Here is a 16,559-nt window from a genome sequence, read left to right as displayed (position 1 = left end):
GGTCAGTGGGTGCGCACCGAATCCTCGACCAGGTCGAGCACCGCGGCTAGCCGCGCCGGGTCCTCCCCGGAGGACACCCGGGCCACCAGCCCGTCGAGCACCAGGTCCAGATAGCAGTGCAGCACCGCGCTGGGCACGTCGTCGCGCACCCGCCCGGCCTGCTTCTGGCGGCGCAGCCGCTCGGTGGTGGCCGCGTCGAGTTCGGCGCAGCGCTCCGCCCAGCCGCGGTGGAACTCCGGGTCGTTGCGCAGCTTGCGGGCGATCTCCAGCCGGGTGGACAGCCAGTCGAACTCGTCCGGGTCGGCCAGCAGGTTGCGCATCACCTGGATCAGCCCCTCCCGCGCCGCGGTCTCGGCCATCCGCTCGGCGTCCTCGCGGGCCAGTTCGAAGAACAGGGTGTCCTTGTCGCGGAAGTGGTGGAAGATCGCGCCGCGCGACATCCCGATGGCCTGCTCCAGGCGGCGCACCGTGGCGCCCTCGTAGCCGTACTCGGCGAAGCAGCGCCGCGCGCCGTCGAGGATGCGTCGACGACGCGCGGCGAGCTCGGCCGGGCTGAGCCTGGGCACCGCCGCGCCGCCTAAGCGGAGGACAGCATGGTGCGCAGCACGTACTGCAGGATGCCGCCGTTGCGGTAGTAGTCGGCCTCACCGGGGGTGTCGATGCGCACCACCGCGTCGAACTCGACGCTGCCGCCGTCGGACTTGGTGGCGGTCACGTGCACGGTGCGCGGCGTGGAGCCGTCGTTGAGGGCGTCGATGCCGGTGATGTCGTAGACCTCGGTGCCGTCGAGCTTGAGCGACGCCGCCGTCTCGCCCTCGGGGAACTGCAGCGGGATCACCCCCATCCCGATCAGGTTGGACCGGTGGATGCGCTCGAAGGACTCCGCGATCACCGCCTTCACACCCAGCAGCAGCGTGCCCTTGGCCGCCCAGTCCCGCGACGAGCCGGACCCGTACTCCTTGCCGCCGAGCACCACCAGCGGGGTGCCGGCCGCGGCGTAGTTCTGCGCGGCGTCGTAGATGAACGCCTGCGGGCCGCCCTCGACGGTGAAGTCGCGGGTGTAGCCGCCGGCGACGTCATCGAGCAGCAGGTTGCGCAGCCGGATGTTGGCGAAGGTGCCCCGGATCATCACCTCGTGGTTGCCGCGGCGCGACCCGAAGGAGTTGAAGTCCTTGCGGGCCACGCCGTGTTCCTCGAGGTACTGCGCCGCCGGGGTGCCCGGCTGGATGCTGCCCGCGGGGGAGATGTGGTCGGTGGTCACCGAGTCGCCGAGCAGGGCCAGCACCCGCGCGCCGGTGATGTCGCCGACCGGCTCGGGCTCGGCGGGCATGCCCTCGAAGTACGGCGGCTTGCGCACGTAGGTCGACTCCGGGTCCCACTCGAAGGTGTCCCCGCTGGGCGTCGGCAGGTTGCGCCACCGCTCGTCGCCCTTGAACACGTCGGCGTAGTTGCGGGTGAACATCTCGGAGTTGATCGCCGAGCCGATGGTGTCGGAGACGTCCTTCTGCGACGGCCAGATGTCGCGCAGGAACACGTCGTTGCCGTCGCCGTCCTGCCCGAGCGGCTGGGCCTCGAAGTCGAAGTCCATCGTCCCGGCCAGCGCGTAGGCGATCACCAGCGGCGGGGAGGCCAGGTAGTTCATCTTCACGTCCGGGTTGATCCGGCCCTCGAAGTTGCGGTTGCCCGACAGCACCGCGGTCATCGACAGGTCGTTGTCGTTGACCGCCGCCGAGATCTCGGTGGTCAGCGGCCCGGAGTTGCCGATGCAGGTGGTGCAGCCGTAGCCGACCAGGTAGAAGCCGAGCTTCTCCAGGTAGGGCCAGAGCCCGGCCTTCTCGTAGTAGTCGCTGACCACCTGCGAGCCGGGCGCCATCGTGGTCTTCACCCACGGTTTGACGCTCAGGCCCTTCTCCACCGCGTTGCGGGCCAGCAGCGCCGCGCCCAGCATCACCTCCGGGTTGGAGGTGTTGGTGCAGGAGGTCACCGCGGCGATCGCCACCGCGCCGTGGTCGATGACGAACTCGCCGCGCTCGGAGCGCACCGTCACCGGCTTGGTGGGCCGGCCCTCCGACCCGTCGGCGGCCGAGGCCACCCGCGGGGCGGCGTCGACGGCGCCGTCGTCGGCGAACGACAGCGTCGCCGGGTCGCTGGCCGGGAAGGTGCCCTCGATCTGGTCGTCGAGCTGGGTCTGCGGCGCCTCCGCCTCCTCGTTGACGTAGTTGTGGATGTCCTTGCGGAAGGCGGTCTTGGCGTCGGAGAGCGCGATGCGGTCCTGCGGGCGTTTCGGGCCGGCGATCGAGGGCACCACGTCGGCCAGGTCCAGCTCCAGGTATTCGGAGAAGGCCGGCTCGTCGTCCGGGTCGTGCCACATGCCCTGCGCCTTGGCGTAGGCCTCCACCAGCGCCAGCTGCTTCTCGTCGCGGCCGGTGAACCGCAGGTAGTCGATGGTCTCGGCGTCGACCGGGAAGATCGCCGCGGTGGAACCGAACTCCGGGCTCATGTTGCCCAGGGTGGCGCGGTTGGCCAGCGGCACCTGGGCCACGCCCTTGCCGTAGAACTCGACGAACTTGCCGACCACGCCGTGCCGGCGCAGCATCTCGGTGACGGTGAGCACGACGTCGGTGGCGGTCACCCCGGGCTGGATCTCCCCGGTGAGCTTGAACCCGACGACCCGCGGGATCAGCATCGACACCGGCTGGCCGAGCATCGCGGCCTCGGCCTCGATGCCGCCCACCCCCCAGCCCAGCACGCCGAGGCCGTTGACCATGGTGGTGTGCGAGTCGGTGCCCACACAGGTGTCCGGGTAGGCCAGGCCGTCGCGGGCCATCACCACGTGCGCCAGGTACTCGATGTTGACCTGGTGGACGATCCCGGTGCCCGGCGGCACCACCTTGAAGTCGCGGAACGCGCCCTGGCCCCAGCGCAGGAACTGGTAGCGCTCGCCGTTGCGCTGGTATTCGATCTCCACGTTGCGCTCGAACGCGTCGGCGCGGCCGAACAGGTCGGCGATCACCGAGTGGTCGATGACCAGGTCGGCCGGGGCCAGCGGGTTCACCTTGGCCGGGTCGCCGCCGAGGGTGGCGATGGCCTCGCGCATGGTGGCCAGGTCCACGATGCACGGCACCCCGGTGAAGTCCTGCATCACCACCCGGGCCGGGGTGTACTGGATCTCGGTGCTCGGTTCGGCGGCCGGGTCCCAGTTCGCCAGGGCCTCGATGTGCTCGGTGGTGATGTTGGCGCCGTCCTCGTTGCGCAGCAGGTTCTCGGCGAGCACCTTCAGGCTGTAGGGCAGCTTGGCCAGCCCCGGCACCGCGTCGAGGCGGAAGATGTCATAGCGGTCGTCGCCCACTTCGAGGGTGGTGCGGGCCTGGAACGAATTCAGCGAATCTGTGCTGGACATATCTACTCCCGGATCGGGTTTCCACCGCGGGCGGGCTGTGCCGGCGGTTCCGCCCCAACCCTAACAGTACGGACGTACTGCTACCGGCGGTTGGGTCGACCGGCGCGGGTCGGTGCCGATCGACCCGGCGTCGCGTACGGTGCTTGCAGATTTTCGGATTAGGAAGGGCGCCGATGAGCGGACCAGTCGTGATCGTCCCGGCGCCGCCGCACACCGCGGTGGCGCTGCACCCGGTGCTGCCCGCCTACATCCCGGTCGACGTCGACATCGACGCGGTCCGCGAGTCGGTCGCCGCCTACGGGGTCAGCGCACCCGCCCCGGTGCTGCCCGAGCTGCGCGAGGTGGTGCAGGAGGCCCGCGACGACGGCATCGAGTTGAAGATCGTCGTCATCGAGACCAACCCGCCGATCGACACCCCGCTGCGCGACATCGCCACCCTGGTCGGCAAGGACTACTCCGACGCCACCGTGCTGGCGATCAGCCCGTCCTATGCCGGCACCTACAGCCCGCACTTCGACCGGGTGGTGCTCGAGGCGGGGGAGGACGTGGCCAAGACCGGTAACCCGGTGGTCTCGGCGCAGAATTTCCTCGACGAGTTGAATAAGCCGGCGTTTCCGTGGACCGCGTTCACCGTGGTGCTGCTGGCGGGGGTGCTGGCGGCGGCGGTCGGCACCCGGTTGCTGCAGCTCCGGGCCCGCCGCGCCGGGCCGGCGGCCGATCCCGGCGAGCCCGACGCGGCGACGGCCGCCAATAGCTGAGCCGGAATTGTCGACGGCGGTGCCGGCAAATTCGCCGGGTCACCGTTCGGTCACAATCATTTCAATTACACACATGTAGTCTGTGACCTACGGGTTTTCCGTGGCAAATGTGACGTACGGTGCAATTGGTGCCTGCGTTGCAGTTGTTTTTTTGCGGCTGCTGGGGCGTCGGCGCCATCCGTTCGTGCTGAGCCATAGGAGTACCAAGTCGCATGAGACGCCCTCGCCACGGCTCGATCCGTCCGGCCGCCGGCAGGCTGGCCACCCTCGCCCGGTCCGCGGCCCCGGTCGCGCTGGCCGCGACCCTGCTGCTGGCCACCCCCGGGCTGGCGCAGGCCGACCCGCCGCCCGCACCGGACAACGTGGCCGGGCTCATCGCCGACGTCGCCAAGGCCAACCAGCGGCTGCAGGACCTGGGCGCCCAGATCCAGACCGAACAGGAAAGCGTCAACAAGGCGATCGTCGAGGTGCAGGAGGCCCGCGACGCCGCCGAGGCCGCCCAGCGGGACGTCGAGACCAGCCGGGCGGCGGTCGCCGGCGCCGACGCGGCCATCGCCGAGGCACAGCGGAACATCGACACCTTCGCGGCCGCCTCCTACATGGGCGGGCCCAGCGGCGGGTATCTGACCGCCGCCAACCCCGATGAGATGGTCGCCGCCGCGGGCACCGACGACATGGTGCACTCCGCCTCGGAGAAGGTGATGAACCGGCTGGTGACCGCCCGCACCGAACAGGTCAACAAGGAGTCCGCCGCCCGCCAGGCCAAGGCGGACGCCGACCGGGCCGTCGCCGACGCCCAGGCCAGCCAGGACGCCGCGGTGGCCGCGCTGACCGGCGCCCAGCAGACCTTCGGCGAGCAGCAGAAGCAGATCGACCGGTTGGTCGCCGAGCGCGCCGCCGCCCAGGCCCGGCTGGATGCCGCGCGCCCGCCGGCCACCGTCGCGGTCAGCAACGACGACTGGGACCGGGCCGGCCCGCCGCCCGCCCAGGCCCCGGCGAAGTGGGACGGTCCGTGGGACCCCACCCTGCCCGCGGTGCCCAGCGCGTTCGTCAGCGGCGACCCGATCGCGATCATCAACACGGTGCTGGGGATCTCGCAGACCTCCGCGCAGGTCACCCAGGACATGGGCCGCAAGTTCCTGCAGAAGCTGGGTCTGGCCCCCACCCCGACCGGCTACACCAACAACGGCGCCATCCCGGTCGTCTACGGCAGGCAGGCCTCGGAGTATGTGATCCGGCGCGGCATGTCCCAGATGGGGGTGCCCTACTCCTGGGGCGGCGGCAACGCGGCCGGCCCCAGCCGCGGCATCGACTCCGGCGCCAACACCGTCGGCTTCGACTGCTCCGGGCTGGTGCTCTACGCCTTCGCCGGGGTCGGCATCAAACTGCCGCACTACTCCGGCTCGCAGTACGAGATGGGCCGCAAGATCCCCTCGTCGCAGATGCGCCGCGGCGACGTCATCTTCTACGGGCCCGGCGGCAGCCAGCACGTCACCATCTACCTGGGCAACGGGCAGATGCTCGAGGCCCCCTACACCGGATCCCACGTGAAGATCTCGCCGGTGCGCACCAGCGGGATGACGCCCTACGTGGTGCGCTACATCGAGTACTGATGGCACGACGCGTTTTCCCGCTGCCGGGCCGGGTCCGGGCGCTGCTGATCACCGCCGGGGTGGCCACCGCGCTGCTGCTCGGGCTGGCCGCGCCGGCCTCGGCCGCCCCCGACGGCGCCTGGGACCCCACCCTGCCCGCGGTCGTCAGCGCCGGCGCCCCCGGCGACCCGGTCGCCATCGCCAACGCCTCCCTGCAGGCCACCGCCCAGGCCACCCAGACCACGATGGATCTGGGCCGCAAGTTCCTCGGCGGGCTCGGCTTCAACGTCGGCGGGGAGAACCCGGCCGCGGTCAACACCTCCCCGAGCGCGGTGCCGCGGGTCTACGGCAGGCAGGCCGTGGAGTACGTGATCCGGCGCGGCATGTCCCAGCTCGGGGTGCCCTACTCCTGGGGCGGGGGCAAACCCAACGGCCCCAGCGCCGGGGTGGACTACGACGCCGGCAAGATCGGCTACGACTGCTCCGGGTTCACCCGGTTCGCCTTCGCCGGGGTGGGGGTGCTGATCCCGAAGTACTCCGGCGACCAGTACAAGACGGGCCGGCAGGTACCGCGCTCGCAGGCCAAGCGCGGCGACCTGATCTTCTACGGGCCCGGCGGCAGCCAGCACGTGGCGATCTACCTGGGGCAGGGGCAGATGCTGGAGGCCTCCGGCAGCGCGGGCAAGGTGACGGTCAGCCCGGTGCGCACCGCCGGGATGACCGAGTACCTGGCCCGCATCATCGAGTACTGAGGCGGTGCCCGCCCCCGCGCGTCGACGGATCCGGACCGGCCTGGAATAGTTGAGCGAGGGCGTGCCGCCGGGCGTATACGGTCGAAGCGGTGGGACCTGACCCCCAAGCTGCGAAAGGGACGTGGATGACATCACCAGGCGGGACCTCGGCGTCACCGACCACCGGTAACGGGCTGGGCACCGAGGCACAGGCCCTGGAGCGGGCGATCTTCGAGGTCAAGCGCATCATCGTCGGCCAGGACCAGCTCGTCGAGCGGATCCTGGTCGGTCTGCTGGCCAAGGGGCACGTGCTGCTCGAAGGGGTGCCCGGGGTGGCCAAGACCCTGGCGGTGGAGACCTTCGCCCGGGTGGTCGGCGGCACCTTCGCGCGCATCCAGTTCACCCCCGACCTGGTGCCCACCGACATCATCGGCACCCGCATCTACCGGCAGGGCCGCGAGGAGTTCGACACCGAGCTGGGCCCGGTGGTGGCCAACTTCCTGCTCGCCGACGAGATCAACCGCGCCCCGGCCAAGGTGCAGTCCGCGCTGCTGGAGGTGATGGCCGAACGCAAGGTCTCCATCGGTGGGCAGACCTTCCCGCTGCCCAACCCGTTCCTGGTGATGGCCACCCAGAACCCGATCGAGAACGAGGGCGTCTACCCGCTGCCCGAGGCCCAGCGCGACCGGTTCCTGTTCAAGATCAACGTCGACTACCCGTCGGCGGAGGAGGAGCGGGAGATCATCTACCGGATGGGGGTGACCCCGCCGCAGCCCAAGCAGGTGCTCGACACCGGCGAGCTGCTGCGGCTGCAGGACGCGGCGGCCAACAACTTCGTCCACCACGCGCTGGTCGACTACGTGGTGCGCATCGTGGAGGCCACCCGCCGGCCCGACCAGTTCGGCATGCACGACGTCAAGGCCTGGGTCGCCTTCGGCGCCTCCCCGCGCGCCTCGCTGGGCATCATCGCCGCGGCCCGGGCGCTGGCCCTGGTCCGCGGCCGCGACTACGTGATCCCGCAAGACGTCATCGAGGTCATCCCCGACGTGCTGCGCCACCGGCTGGTGCTGACCTACGACGCGCTCGCCGACGAGATCACCCCGGAGATGATCATCAACCGGGTGCTGCAGACCGTCGCCCTGCCGCAGGTCAACGCGGTCCCGCAGCAGGGCCCGCCGGCGGCCCCGGCACCGTCCGCCGCGGCCCCGGCCAGTAGTCGGTGAGCCGGCAGCCCGACGACCCGCAGCAGGCGGGCGGCCACCACCCGCCGTCGATGATGCGCGGGGCGATCGAGGACCCCAAGCTGTCCGCCGCGCTGCGCACCCTGGAACTGACCGTCAAACGCAAGCTCGACGGGGTGCTGCACGGCGACCACCTCGGGCTGATCCCCGGGCCGGGCTCCGAGCCGGGGGAGTCGCGGCTCTACCAGCCCGGCGACGACGTGCGCCGGATGGACTGGGCGGTCACCGCCCGCACCACCCACCCGCACGTGCGCCAGATGATCGCCGACCGGGAGCTGGAGACCTGGCTGGTGGTCGACGCCTCGGCCAGCCTGGACTTCGGCACCACCGGCTGCGAGAAGCGCGACCTGGCGGTGGCGGCCGCCGCGGCCATCGTCTTCCTCAACAGCGGCGGCGGCAACCGGCTGGGCGCACTGGTCTCCAACGGCGACACCACCGTGCGGGTGCCGGCCCGGTCGGGCCGCCAGCACGAACAGAGCCTGCTGCGCGCCATCGCCACGGTCCCGCGCGCCCCGGCGGGGGTGCGCGGCGATTTGGGGGTGCTCATCGACGCGCTGCGCCGCCCGCAGCGCCGCCGCGGCATGGCGGTGATCATCAGCGACTTCCTCGGCCCGATCGACTGGATGCGCCCGCTGCGTGCCATCGCCGCCCGCCACGAGGTGCTCGCGGTGGAGGTGCTCGACCCCCGCGACGTGGAACTGCCCGACGTCGGCGACGTGGTGCTGCAGGACGCCGAGAGCGGCGTCACCCGCGAGTTCACCATCGACGAGAAACTGCGCGACGACTTCGCCACCGCCGCGGCCGCCCACCGGGCCGAGGTGGCCCGCACCCTGCGCCGGTGCGGTGCCCCGCTGCTGTCGCTGCGCACCGACCGGGACTGGATCGCCGACATCGTGCGTTTCGTCGCCTCGCGGCGCCGCGGCGCACTGGCCGGACGCCAGTGACTGACAGGACCGACTCACCATGACCTTGCCGCTGCTCGGGACGATCACCTTCTCCGGCCTCGCTCACCCGTGGTTCCTGCTGTTCCTGCTCGTCGTGGCCGCCATCGCCGTCCTCTACGTGTTGGCCCAGCAGGCCCGGCAACGCCGGATGCTGCGGTTCGCCAACATGGAACTGCTGGAAAGCGTGGCCCCGCAACGGCCGTCGCGCTGGCGGCACCTGTCGGCGATCCTGCTGGTGATCTCGATGCTGCTGTTCACCGTCGCGATGGCCGGGCCCACCCACGACGTCAAGATCCCGCGCAACCGGGCGGTGGTGATGCTGGTGATCGACGTGTCGCTGTCGATGCGCGCCTCCGACGTCGAACCCACCCGGCTGGCCGCCGCGCAGGAGGCCGCCAAGCAGTTCGTCGACGAACTGACCCCGGGCATCAACCTCGGGCTGGTCGCCTACGCCGGCACCGCCTCGGTGCTGGTGTCGCCGACCACCGAGCGGGAACCGACGAAACTGGCCATCGACCGGCTGCAGCTGGAGGAGCGCACCGCCACCGGCGAGGCCATCTTCACCGCCCTGCAGGCCATCGCCACCGTCGGCGCGGTGATCGGCGGCGGCGAGGGCCCGCCGCCGGCCCGCATCGTGCTGCTCTCCGACGGCAAGGAGACGGTGCCGCCCAACCCGGACAACCCGCGCGGCGGGTTCACCGCGGCCCGCGCCGCCCGCGACCAGGGGGTGCCGGTCTCGACGATCTCGTTCGGCACCCGCTACGGCTACGTGGAGATCAACGACCAGCGCCAGCCGGTGCCGGTCGACGACGATTCGCTGCACAAGATCGCCGACCTCTCCGAGGGCACCTTCTACACCGCCTCCAGCCTCGAACAGCTCAACGAAGTCTACGACAGCCTGCAGGACCAGATCGGCTACGAGACCATCCAGGGCGACGCCAGCGCGGCCTGGCTGCGGCTGGGCACACTGATCCTGGCGCTGGCGGCGCTGGCGGCGCTGCTGATCAACCGCCGGCTGCCCAGCTGAGCGGCGCGGCCGGTTTCGGCCCCCGGCGGCCGAGGCGATAAGTTGAACCGGTGACTGACACCCAGAGTGCCGCGGAGAACCCCGGCAGACCGCCCTTCGTGTCCCGATCCGTCCTCGTCACCGGTGGCAACCGGGGCATCGGCCTGGCCATCGCCCAGCGGCTGGCCGCCGACGGCCACAAGGTGGCGGTCACCCACCGCGGTTCCGGGGCGCCCGAGGGGCTGTTCGGGGTGGTCTGCGACGTCACCGACAACGACGCCGTCGACCGCGCCTTCAAAGAGGTCGAGGAGCACCAGGGCCCGGTCGAGGTGCTGGTGGCCAACGCCGGCATCTCCAAGGACGCCTTTTTGATGCGGATGACCGAGGAACGGTTCACCGAGGTCATCGACGCCAACCTGACCGGCGCGTTCCGGGTCACCCAGCGGGCGTCGCGCAGCATGCAGCGCAAGCGGTTCGGCCGGATCATCTACATCGGCTCGGTGTCGGGCATGTGGGGCATCGGCAACCAGGCCAACTACGCCGCCGCCAAGGCCGGTCTGATCGGCATGGCCCGCTCCATCTCCCGGGAGCTGTCCAAGGCCGGGGTGACCGCCAACGTCGTCGCGCCGGGCTACATCGACACCGAGATGACCCGGGCGCTGGACGAGCGGATCCAGGAGGGCGCGCTGGAGTTCATCCCGGCCAAGCGGGTCGGCACCGCCGAGGACGTCGCCGGCGCGGTCAGCTTCCTGGCGTCGGAGGACGCCGGGTACATCGCCGGTGCGGTGATCCCGGTCGACGGCGGCATGGGCATGGGCCACTGACGGCCACCGACAGATAAGGACTTCTCATGGCAGGCATTCTCGAAGGCAAACGGATCCTGGTCACCGGGATCATCACCGACTCCTCGATCGCGTTCCACATCGCGCGGGTCGCCCAGGAGGCCGGCGCGGAGATCGTGTGTACCGGCTTCGACCGGCTGCGGCTGATCCAGCGCATCGTCGACCGGCTGCCCAACCCGGCGCCCCTGCTGGAGCTCGACGTGCAGAACGACGAGCACCTCGACACCCTGGCCGACCGGGTCACCGAGGTGATCGGCGCAGGCAACAAACTCGACGGGGTGGTGCACTCCATCGGCTTCATGCCGCAGACCGGCATGGGGGTCAACCCGTTCTTCGACGCCCCCTACGAGGACGTCGCCAAGGGCATCCACATCTCCGCCTACTCGTATGCCGCGCTGGCCAAGGCGGTGCTGCCGATCATGAACGCCGGCGGCGGGATCGTCGGCATGGACTTCGACCCGACCCGCGCGATGCCCGCCTACAACTGGATGACGGTCGCCAAGAGCGCACTGGAGTCGGTGAACCGGTTCGTGGCCCGCGAGGTCGGTCCGCACGGGGTGCGCTCCAACCTGGTCGCCGCCGGCCCGATCCGCACCCTAGCCATGAGCGCCATCGTCGGCGGAGCCCTCGGTGAGGGCGCCGGCGAACAGATCCGACTGCTCGAGGAGGGCTGGGACCAGCGCGCCCCGGTCGGCTGGGACATGAAGGACCCCACCCCGGTGGCCAAGACGGTCTGCGCGCTGCTGTCCGACTGGCTGCCCGCCACCACCGGCACCGTGGTCTACGCCGACGGCGGCGCACACACCCAGTTGCTCTAACGGCCATGGATTTCGACGCCGTCCTGCTGCAGTCCTTCGGCGGGCCGGAGGGCCCCGAGCAGGTGCGGCCGTTCCTGGAGAACGTGACCCGGGGCCGCAACGTGCCGCCCGAGCGCCTCGACGACGTCGCCGAGCACTACCTGCACTTCGGCGGGGTGTCCCCGATCAACGCGATCAACCGGGCGCTGGTCGACCAACTGCGCACCCACACCGGGCTGCCGGTCTACTTCGGCAACCGCAACTGGGCGCCCTACCTGGAGGACACGGTGGCCGCGATGGGCGCCGACGGGGTGCGCCGGGCCGCGGTGTTCACCACCTCGGCGTGGGGCGGCTACTCCAGCTGCCGGCAGTACGTCGACGACCTGGCCCGGGCCCGCCGCAGCGCGGGCGACGGGGCGCCGGAACTGGTCAAGCTGCGCCAGTACTTCGACCATCCGCTGTTCGTGGCGCTGTTCGCCGAGGCGATCGGCGCCGCCGCGGCCACCCTGCCGGCCGGGCTGGCGGAGCAGGCCCGGCTGGTGTTCACCGCCCATTCCATCCCGATCGCCGCCGAATCCTGGTGCGGGGAGCGGCTTTACGCCCGCCAGGTCGCGCACGCCGCGCGGCTGGTGGCCGCCGCCGCCGGGCGCCCCGACCACGACCTGGTCTGGCAGTCGCGCTCCGGGCCGCCGCAGGTGCCGTGGCTGGAGCCCGACGTCGGCGACCACGTCGCGGCGCTGGCGGCCGCGGGGACCCGGGCGGTGATCGTCTGCCCGATCGGGTTCGTCGCCGACCACATCGAGGTGGTGTGGGACCTCGACCACGAACTCGCCGAGGAGGCCCGCGCGGCCGGGGTGGCATTCGCCCGGGCCGGCACCCCGGGCGCGGACCCCCGGTTCGCCGGGCTGGCCGCCGAACTCATCGCCGAGCTGCGCGACGGCCGCGAGCCGGTCCGGCTCGCCGATCCCGACCCGGTGCCGCTGTACGGGCAGAGCCGCAACGGGGTGCCGTGCACCCCGCACTGCGAGCGCTAAGCCGGCCAGGCCGACCGCAGAATCGCGTCGAGGGCGGCCAGCCGGGCGGTGCGCACCACGCCGGTCAGCGGCCGCAGCGCCCCCTCGCCGAGGCGGTGCTGGGAGAAGGAGTGCATCGCCAGCGGCGCCAACTCGGCGCTGACCGCCAGGATCGCCTCGACGTGGGCGGCCTGCTCGAGCACCCGCAGCGCCCGGGCGGGGGCGTGGTCGGGCACCCGGTGCCCGGCGGTGGCATCGAGGAACTGCTCCACCAGCGCGCGCGGGTCGGCGTCGGCCCCGGCCGCCAGGTCCAGCGCGCCCAGGGTCTCCGCGGCGGTGCGCACCGCCGAGCGCAGCTCGTACTCGGCGGCCCCCAGGTCGGCGGGCGGTGTCGGCATCGGCGCGGGCAGCGAGTAGGCCGTCCAGCACAGCGTCACCGGCTCGGTGGGATCCTGCTCGGGGTAGTCGGGCACCAGGCCGACCGCGGTGCCGTCGGCGCCGCCGGTGAGGATCAGCGCCTCCCCGACGTCGAGGGCGTCGCGGGCGAACGCACTACCGGGCGGCAGGCCCCGCACGTCGCCGGGCACCGGCAACACCACCTCGAGCGGGGCGCCGGGCCGGGTGGGCGCGCCGGCGGCCGTGCGCAGGGTCTGCAGCACCGAGGTGGCCCCGCCGTGCTCGGCGGCCGGATACGGCAGCCCGGCGTGGCCGGCGGCCACCGGGTCGTGCGCGGCGATGGCCTGCACCGGAGCCCAGGCGGCCAGCGCGTCGAGCACGTCGTCGGGGGCGGCCGCCCCGGCCAGCCAGGCGTTGGCCCACACCGACAGCGACACAGACGGACACCACATGATCCTGGCAGTGTAATTGCCGCGCCGTCGCGGCCCGGCCGCGCGATAGTGTGGGGTCATGCCCGCCGCTCTGATCTGGTTGATCGCCGCGCTCGGGCTGGCCGGCGCGGAAACCCTGACCGGGGACATGGTGTTGCTCATGCTCGCCGGTGGGGCGTTGGCCGCCGCCGGGTCCTCGGCGCTGCTGCCGTGGCCGATCTGGGCCGACGGCGTGGTGTTCCTGGTGGTGTCGGTGCTGCTGTTGGTGCTGGTGCGCCCGGCGGTGCGGCACCGGATGCGCACCGACACCGCCCCACCGACCGGCATCCAGGCGCTGGAGGGCAAACACGCCCAGGTCCGCGACCGGGTCACCGCCCAGGGCGGCACGGTGCTGCTCAACGGGGAGGTCTGGACGGCCCGCCCGCTCAACGAGATCGACGCCTACGAGCCGGGTAGCCGCGTCACGGTGGTGGAGATCGACGGTGCCACCGCGGTGGTGTGGCAGTCCGGTACGGAATAGAAGGAGACAACGATGGACGGTGCTGCAGCGGGCCTGATCGTGCTGCTGATCCTGGTCGGCTTCGCGATCGTGGTGGTGGCCAAATCGGTGGCGCTGATCCCGCAGGCCGAGGCGGCGGTGATCGAACGGCTGGGCCGCTACAGCCGGACCGTCTCCGGCCAGCTGACCCTGCTGATGCCGTTCATCGACCGCATCCGGGCCCGGGTCGACCTGCGCGAGCGGGTCGTCTCGTTCCCGCCGCAGCCGGTGATCACCGAGGACAACCTCACCCTGGCCATCGACACCGTGGTGTACTTCCAGGTCACCAACCCGCAGGCCGCGGTGTATGAGATCAGCAACTACATCGTCGGCGTGGAACAGCTGACCACGACCACGCTGCGCAACGTGGTCGGCGGCATGACGCTGGAGGAGACCTTCACCTCCCGGGAGGTGATCAACAGCCAGCTGCGCGGCGTGCTCGACGAGGCCACCGGCCGGTGGGGGCTGCGGGTGGCGCGGGTGGAGCTGCGCAGCATCGACCCGCCGGCGTCGATCCAGGCCTCGATGGAGAAGCAGATGAAGGCCGACCGGGAGAAGCGGGCGATGATCCTGACCGCCGAGGGGCAGCGGGAGTCGGCGATCAAACAGGCCGAGGGCCAGAAGCAGGCGCAGATCCTGCAGGCCGAGGGCGCCAAGCAGGCCGCGATCCTGTCCGCCGAGGCCGAGCGGCAGTCCCGGATGCTGCGGGCGCAGGGGGAGCGGGCCGCGGCCTATCTGCAGGCGCAGGGGCAGGCCAAGGCCATCGAGAAGACGTTCGCGGCGATCAAGGCCGGCCGGCCCACCCCGGAGCTGCTGGCCTACCAGTACCTGCAGGTGCTGCCGGAGATGGCCAAGGGGGAGGCCAACAAGGTGTGGGTGCTCCCCAGCGACTTCGGCACCGCCCTGCAGGGCTTCACCAAGCTGCTCGGCGCACCCGGGGAGGACGGGGTGTTCCGCTACCAGCCGTCGCCGGTCGAGGACGACCTGCCCAAACCGGAGGACGACTCCGAGGAGGTGGCCGACTGGTTCCACACCCGCACCGACCCGGCGCTGGCCCAGGCGGTGGCCAAGGCCGAAGCCGACGCACGCACCCCGGTGGAGGGCAGCCTGCCCACGCCGCAGCAGCTGGCCCGCGGGGAGGAATAGGATCGGGTCATGAGCGCCCTCACCTCGCCGAAAACCTATGCCGGGCTTGCCGCTTTCCAGGCCGTCGACGCGGTGGCCTGCGCGATCCCGGTGCCCTACATCGCCCAGTCCCTCGACACGCTGGGCGTACCGGCGGAGGTGCGGCCGATCCTGCCGGTGGTCAAGATCGCCTCGGCGCTCGGATTGCTGTCGGCCACCCGGTTCCCGGCGCTGGCCCGGCTGACCACCGCCGCGCTGACGCTGTACTTCGTCCTGGCGGTGGCCGCGCACGTGCGGGTCAAAGACCGGGTCGTCAACACGATTCCGGCGGCGACGTTCCTGGTGACCTTCGCGACCATGACCGTGCGGGGCCCGTCGCCGCGCCGGTAGCCCCGGCGTGTCAGACCCCGGTGGGAGGCTGGGGTCATGACCGCCATCGCTTCAGCCGCCGCTGAGACGCCCGGTGCGCGGTTGGATGCGCTCTTCGAGGAGTTGGCGGAGTTGACCGGGCAGCGCAATGCGATCGATGGGCGGATCGTGGCGATTGTGGCCGAGATCGACCGCGACGAGCTGTGGGGATCGACCGGGGTGCGATCGTTGCCGGCGCTGGTGGCGTGGAAGACCGGGTGTTCGCCGAGCAATGCCGAGCGCATCGCCGCGGTGGCGCGGCGCTCGGAAGAACTGCCGCGCTGCACCCAAAGCCTGCGGGAGGGGCGGTGTTCGCTGGATCAGGTGGCGGTGATCGCCGAGCGGGCCGGCGCCGGGGCGGGTTGTGATGAGCATTATGCGGAGTTGGTGCAGATCGCCACCGTCGCCCAGTTGCGCACCGCGGTGAAGCTGGAGCCGCGTCCGGAGCCGGATCGGCCCGGGCGCCACGCCGGGATCACCAAGACCTCCGATGGGCAGTTCGACTTCTGGCGCCTCACCTTGGCGCACACCGACTCCGCGGTCTTCGAGTCGGCGCTGGCCGCACACCGTGATGCGCTGATCGCGCAGTGGCGCCGCGATCACGACGACACCGACCCCACAGGTGACGGCGATCAGGCCAGCGATGGGGGTGGGCGCCCGCCGATGCCCACCACCGTGGATGCGTTCCGACACCTGGTGGAGGTCGGTTGGGACGCCGAGGCCGCCGAGCGTCCGCATGGGCAGCGCACCACCGTGGTGGTCCACCTCGACATCAAGGAGAAGCTGGCGAGGTTGCATCTGGGGCCGTTGCTCACCGACGCCGAGCGGCGCTATCTGACCTGTGATGCCACCGCCGAGGTGTGGTTCGAACGCGACGGACGCCCGATCGGGTGCGGGCGGGCCACCCGCACCGTCAACCGTCGGCTGCGGCGCGCCCTGGAGCAACGCCATCCGTGCTGCGCGGTGCCCGGGTGTGGGGCCAGCCGCGGTCTGCACGCCCATCACATCGTGCACTGGGAGGACGGCGGTGCCACCGAGTTGGCCAACCTGGTGTTGATCTGCCCGTTTCATCACCGCCAACACCACGCCGGCGCCATCACCATCACCGGCCCCGCCGACCAACTCAGCGTCACCGGCCCCGACGGCCAACCCCTGCACCCCGGCTCCCTGGCCCGACCTCCCACCACCGCACCCCCGCAGGTGCCCCCGTGCGCCGGACCCTTGGGCGAACACGCCGACTGGTGGTGGTACGACCCCTTCCAACCCCAACACCCCCCCCCCGACAACTAAAGCGGCGCACCCGTTACGCGGGGTAGGACCCCGAACCTAATGCACCG

16 protein-coding genes are annotated in these 16,559 nt (G+C 71.5%); 13 read left to right on the top strand and 3 right to left on the bottom strand.

Translation table 11 applies throughout. The annotated features are described in order from the left end of the window. Positions 1-2 precede the first annotated feature (2 nt). A complete protein-coding gene (locus tag A5643_RS00890) occupies positions 3-566 on the bottom strand; it encodes a TetR/AcrR family transcriptional regulator (RefSeq protein WP_066851141.1) in 564 nt (187 codons plus the stop codon). A gap of 11 nt (positions 567-577) precedes the next feature. Continuing rightward, complete coding sequence (locus tag A5643_RS00885) at positions 578-3,400, bottom strand: aconitate hydratase (RefSeq protein ID WP_066851140.1); 2,823 nt, start codon at positions 3,398-3,400, stop codon at positions 578-580. 173 nt (positions 3,401-3,573) lie between these two features. On the opposite strand from A5643_RS00885, the gene A5643_RS00880 reads away from it, so the two are divergent. The 9 genes from A5643_RS00880 (at position 3,574) to A5643_RS00840 (ending at position 12,345) form a co-directional block, all read left to right on the top strand. Continuing rightward, a complete protein-coding gene (locus A5643_RS00880; protein WP_066851139.1) occupies positions 3,574-4,158 on the top strand; it encodes an Rv1476 family membrane protein in 585 nt (194 codons plus the stop codon). 212 nt (positions 4,159-4,370) lie between these two features. After that, on the top strand, positions 4,371-5,771 hold the full coding sequence (ripA, locus tag A5643_RS00875) for an NlpC/P60 family peptidoglycan endopeptidase RipA (protein ID WP_082948639.1): 1,401 nt from the start codon (positions 4,371-4,373) through the stop codon (positions 5,769-5,771). Further along, positions 5,771-6,502 (top strand): NlpC/P60 family peptidoglycan endopeptidase RipB, encoded by a 732-nt coding sequence (gene ripB, locus A5643_RS00870; RefSeq protein ID WP_066851138.1) that lies wholly within the window; start codon positions 5,771-5,773, stop codon positions 6,500-6,502. The genes ripA and ripB overlap by 1 nt, the downstream gene beginning before the upstream one ends. Positions 6,503-6,627: 125 nt before the next feature. Beyond that, positions 6,628-7,704: a chaperone MoxR1 gene (moxR1, locus tag A5643_RS00865; RefSeq protein WP_066851137.1), complete on the top strand. Its 1,077-nt coding sequence runs from the start codon at positions 6,628-6,630 to the stop codon at positions 7,702-7,704. A 50-nt stretch (positions 7,705-7,754) separates the two neighbouring features. After that, positions 7,755-8,666, top strand: coding sequence for a DUF58 domain-containing protein (locus A5643_RS00860; protein ID WP_066851169.1), 912 nt, complete (start codon positions 7,755-7,757; stop codon positions 8,664-8,666). Positions 8,667-8,685: 19 nt separating this feature from the next. Then, positions 8,686-9,693, top strand: a complete 1,008-nt coding sequence (locus tag A5643_RS00855; protein ID WP_066851136.1) for a VWA domain-containing protein — start codon at positions 8,686-8,688, stop codon at positions 9,691-9,693. 50 nt (positions 9,694-9,743) lie between these two features. Continuing rightward, on the top strand, positions 9,744-10,496 hold the full coding sequence (gene fabG1 / locus A5643_RS00850) for a 3-oxoacyl-ACP reductase FabG1 (protein ID WP_066851135.1): 753 nt from the start codon (positions 9,744-9,746) through the stop codon (positions 10,494-10,496). Between the two features lie 26 nt (positions 10,497-10,522). Further along, positions 10,523-11,332 carry an NADH-dependent enoyl-ACP reductase InhA gene (gene inhA / locus A5643_RS00845; protein ID WP_066851134.1) on the top strand — a complete coding sequence of 270 codons (810 nt, stop codon included), beginning with the start codon at positions 10,523-10,525 and terminating at the stop codon, positions 11,330-11,332. Positions 11,333-11,337: 5 nt separating this feature from the next. Continuing rightward, positions 11,338-12,345 carry a ferrochelatase gene (locus A5643_RS00840; RefSeq protein ID WP_066851133.1) on the top strand — a complete coding sequence of 336 codons (1,008 nt, stop codon included), beginning with the start codon at positions 11,338-11,340 and terminating at the stop codon, positions 12,343-12,345. On the opposite strand, the gene A5643_RS00835 is transcribed toward A5643_RS00840, so the two are convergent. Next, on the bottom strand, positions 12,342-13,172 hold the full coding sequence (locus A5643_RS00835) for an Rv1486c family protein (RefSeq protein ID WP_066851132.1): 831 nt from the start codon (positions 13,170-13,172) through the stop codon (positions 12,342-12,344). The genes A5643_RS00840 and A5643_RS00835 overlap by 4 nt on opposite strands. A 58-nt stretch (positions 13,173-13,230) precedes the next feature. Here A5643_RS00835 and A5643_RS00830 point away from each other — a divergent pair, with 58 nt between their 5' ends. The 4 genes from A5643_RS00830 to A5643_RS00815 are packed head-to-tail and all read left to right on the top strand — an operon-like array spanning position 13,231 to position 16,512. Then, a complete protein-coding gene (locus A5643_RS00830) occupies positions 13,231-13,671 on the top strand; it encodes an NfeD family protein (protein WP_066851131.1) in 441 nt (146 codons plus the stop codon). 12 nt (positions 13,672-13,683) lie between these two features. Continuing rightward, positions 13,684-14,835 carry an SPFH domain-containing protein gene (locus A5643_RS00825; RefSeq protein ID WP_066851130.1) on the top strand — a complete coding sequence of 384 codons (1,152 nt, stop codon included), beginning with the start codon at positions 13,684-13,686 and terminating at the stop codon, positions 14,833-14,835. Positions 14,836-14,844: 9 nt separating this feature from the next. After that, positions 14,845-15,204 (top strand): DoxX family protein, encoded by a 360-nt coding sequence (locus tag A5643_RS00820; protein WP_066851129.1) that lies wholly within the window; start codon positions 14,845-14,847, stop codon positions 15,202-15,204. Positions 15,205-15,240: 36 nt separating this feature from the next. After that, positions 15,241-16,512, top strand: coding sequence for an HNH endonuclease signature motif containing protein (locus A5643_RS00815; protein ID WP_066851128.1), 1,272 nt, complete (start codon positions 15,241-15,243; stop codon positions 16,510-16,512). Positions 16,513-16,559 lie beyond the last annotated feature (47 nt).

Source organism: Mycobacterium sp. 1274756.6, from assembly GCF_001668625.1.
Lineage (GTDB): Bacteria > Actinomycetota > Actinomycetes > Mycobacteriales > Mycobacteriaceae > Mycobacterium.
This window is presented reverse-complemented; position numbering and strand designations above follow the sequence as displayed.

Coding starts and splice junctions, on each gene's coding strand:
- A5643_RS00820 (WP_066851129.1), top strand. CDS start 14,845: ATGAGCGCCCTCACCTCGCCGAAAACCTATGCCGGGCTTGCCGCTTTC.
- A5643_RS00840 (WP_066851133.1), top strand. CDS start 11,338: ATGGATTTCGACGCCGTCCTGCTGCAGTCCTTCGGCGGGCCGGAGGGC.
- A5643_RS00830 (WP_066851131.1), top strand. CDS start 13,231: ATGCCCGCCGCTCTGATCTGGTTGATCGCCGCGCTCGGGCTGGCCGGC.
- A5643_RS00885 (WP_066851140.1), bottom strand. CDS start 3,400: ATGTCCAGCACAGATTCGCTGAATTCGTTCCAGGCCCGCACCACCCTC.
- A5643_RS00825 (WP_066851130.1), top strand. CDS start 13,684: ATGGACGGTGCTGCAGCGGGCCTGATCGTGCTGCTGATCCTGGTCGGC.
- inhA (WP_066851134.1), top strand. CDS start 10,523: ATGGCAGGCATTCTCGAAGGCAAACGGATCCTGGTCACCGGGATCATC.
- ripB (WP_066851138.1), top strand. CDS start 5,771: ATGGCACGACGCGTTTTCCCGCTGCCGGGCCGGGTCCGGGCGCTGCTG.
- A5643_RS00815 (WP_066851128.1), top strand. CDS start 15,241: ATGACCGCCATCGCTTCAGCCGCCGCTGAGACGCCCGGTGCGCGGTTG.
- A5643_RS00860 (WP_066851169.1), top strand. CDS start 7,755: ATGATGCGCGGGGCGATCGAGGACCCCAAGCTGTCCGCCGCGCTGCGC.
- ripA (WP_082948639.1), top strand. CDS start 4,371: ATGAGACGCCCTCGCCACGGCTCGATCCGTCCGGCCGCCGGCAGGCTG.
- A5643_RS00880 (WP_066851139.1), top strand. CDS start 3,574: ATGAGCGGACCAGTCGTGATCGTCCCGGCGCCGCCGCACACCGCGGTG.
- A5643_RS00835 (WP_066851132.1), bottom strand. CDS start 13,172: ATGTGGTGTCCGTCTGTGTCGCTGTCGGTGTGGGCCAACGCCTGGCTG.
- A5643_RS00855 (WP_066851136.1), top strand. CDS start 8,686: ATGACCTTGCCGCTGCTCGGGACGATCACCTTCTCCGGCCTCGCTCAC.
- moxR1 (WP_066851137.1), top strand. CDS start 6,628: ATGACATCACCAGGCGGGACCTCGGCGTCACCGACCACCGGTAACGGG.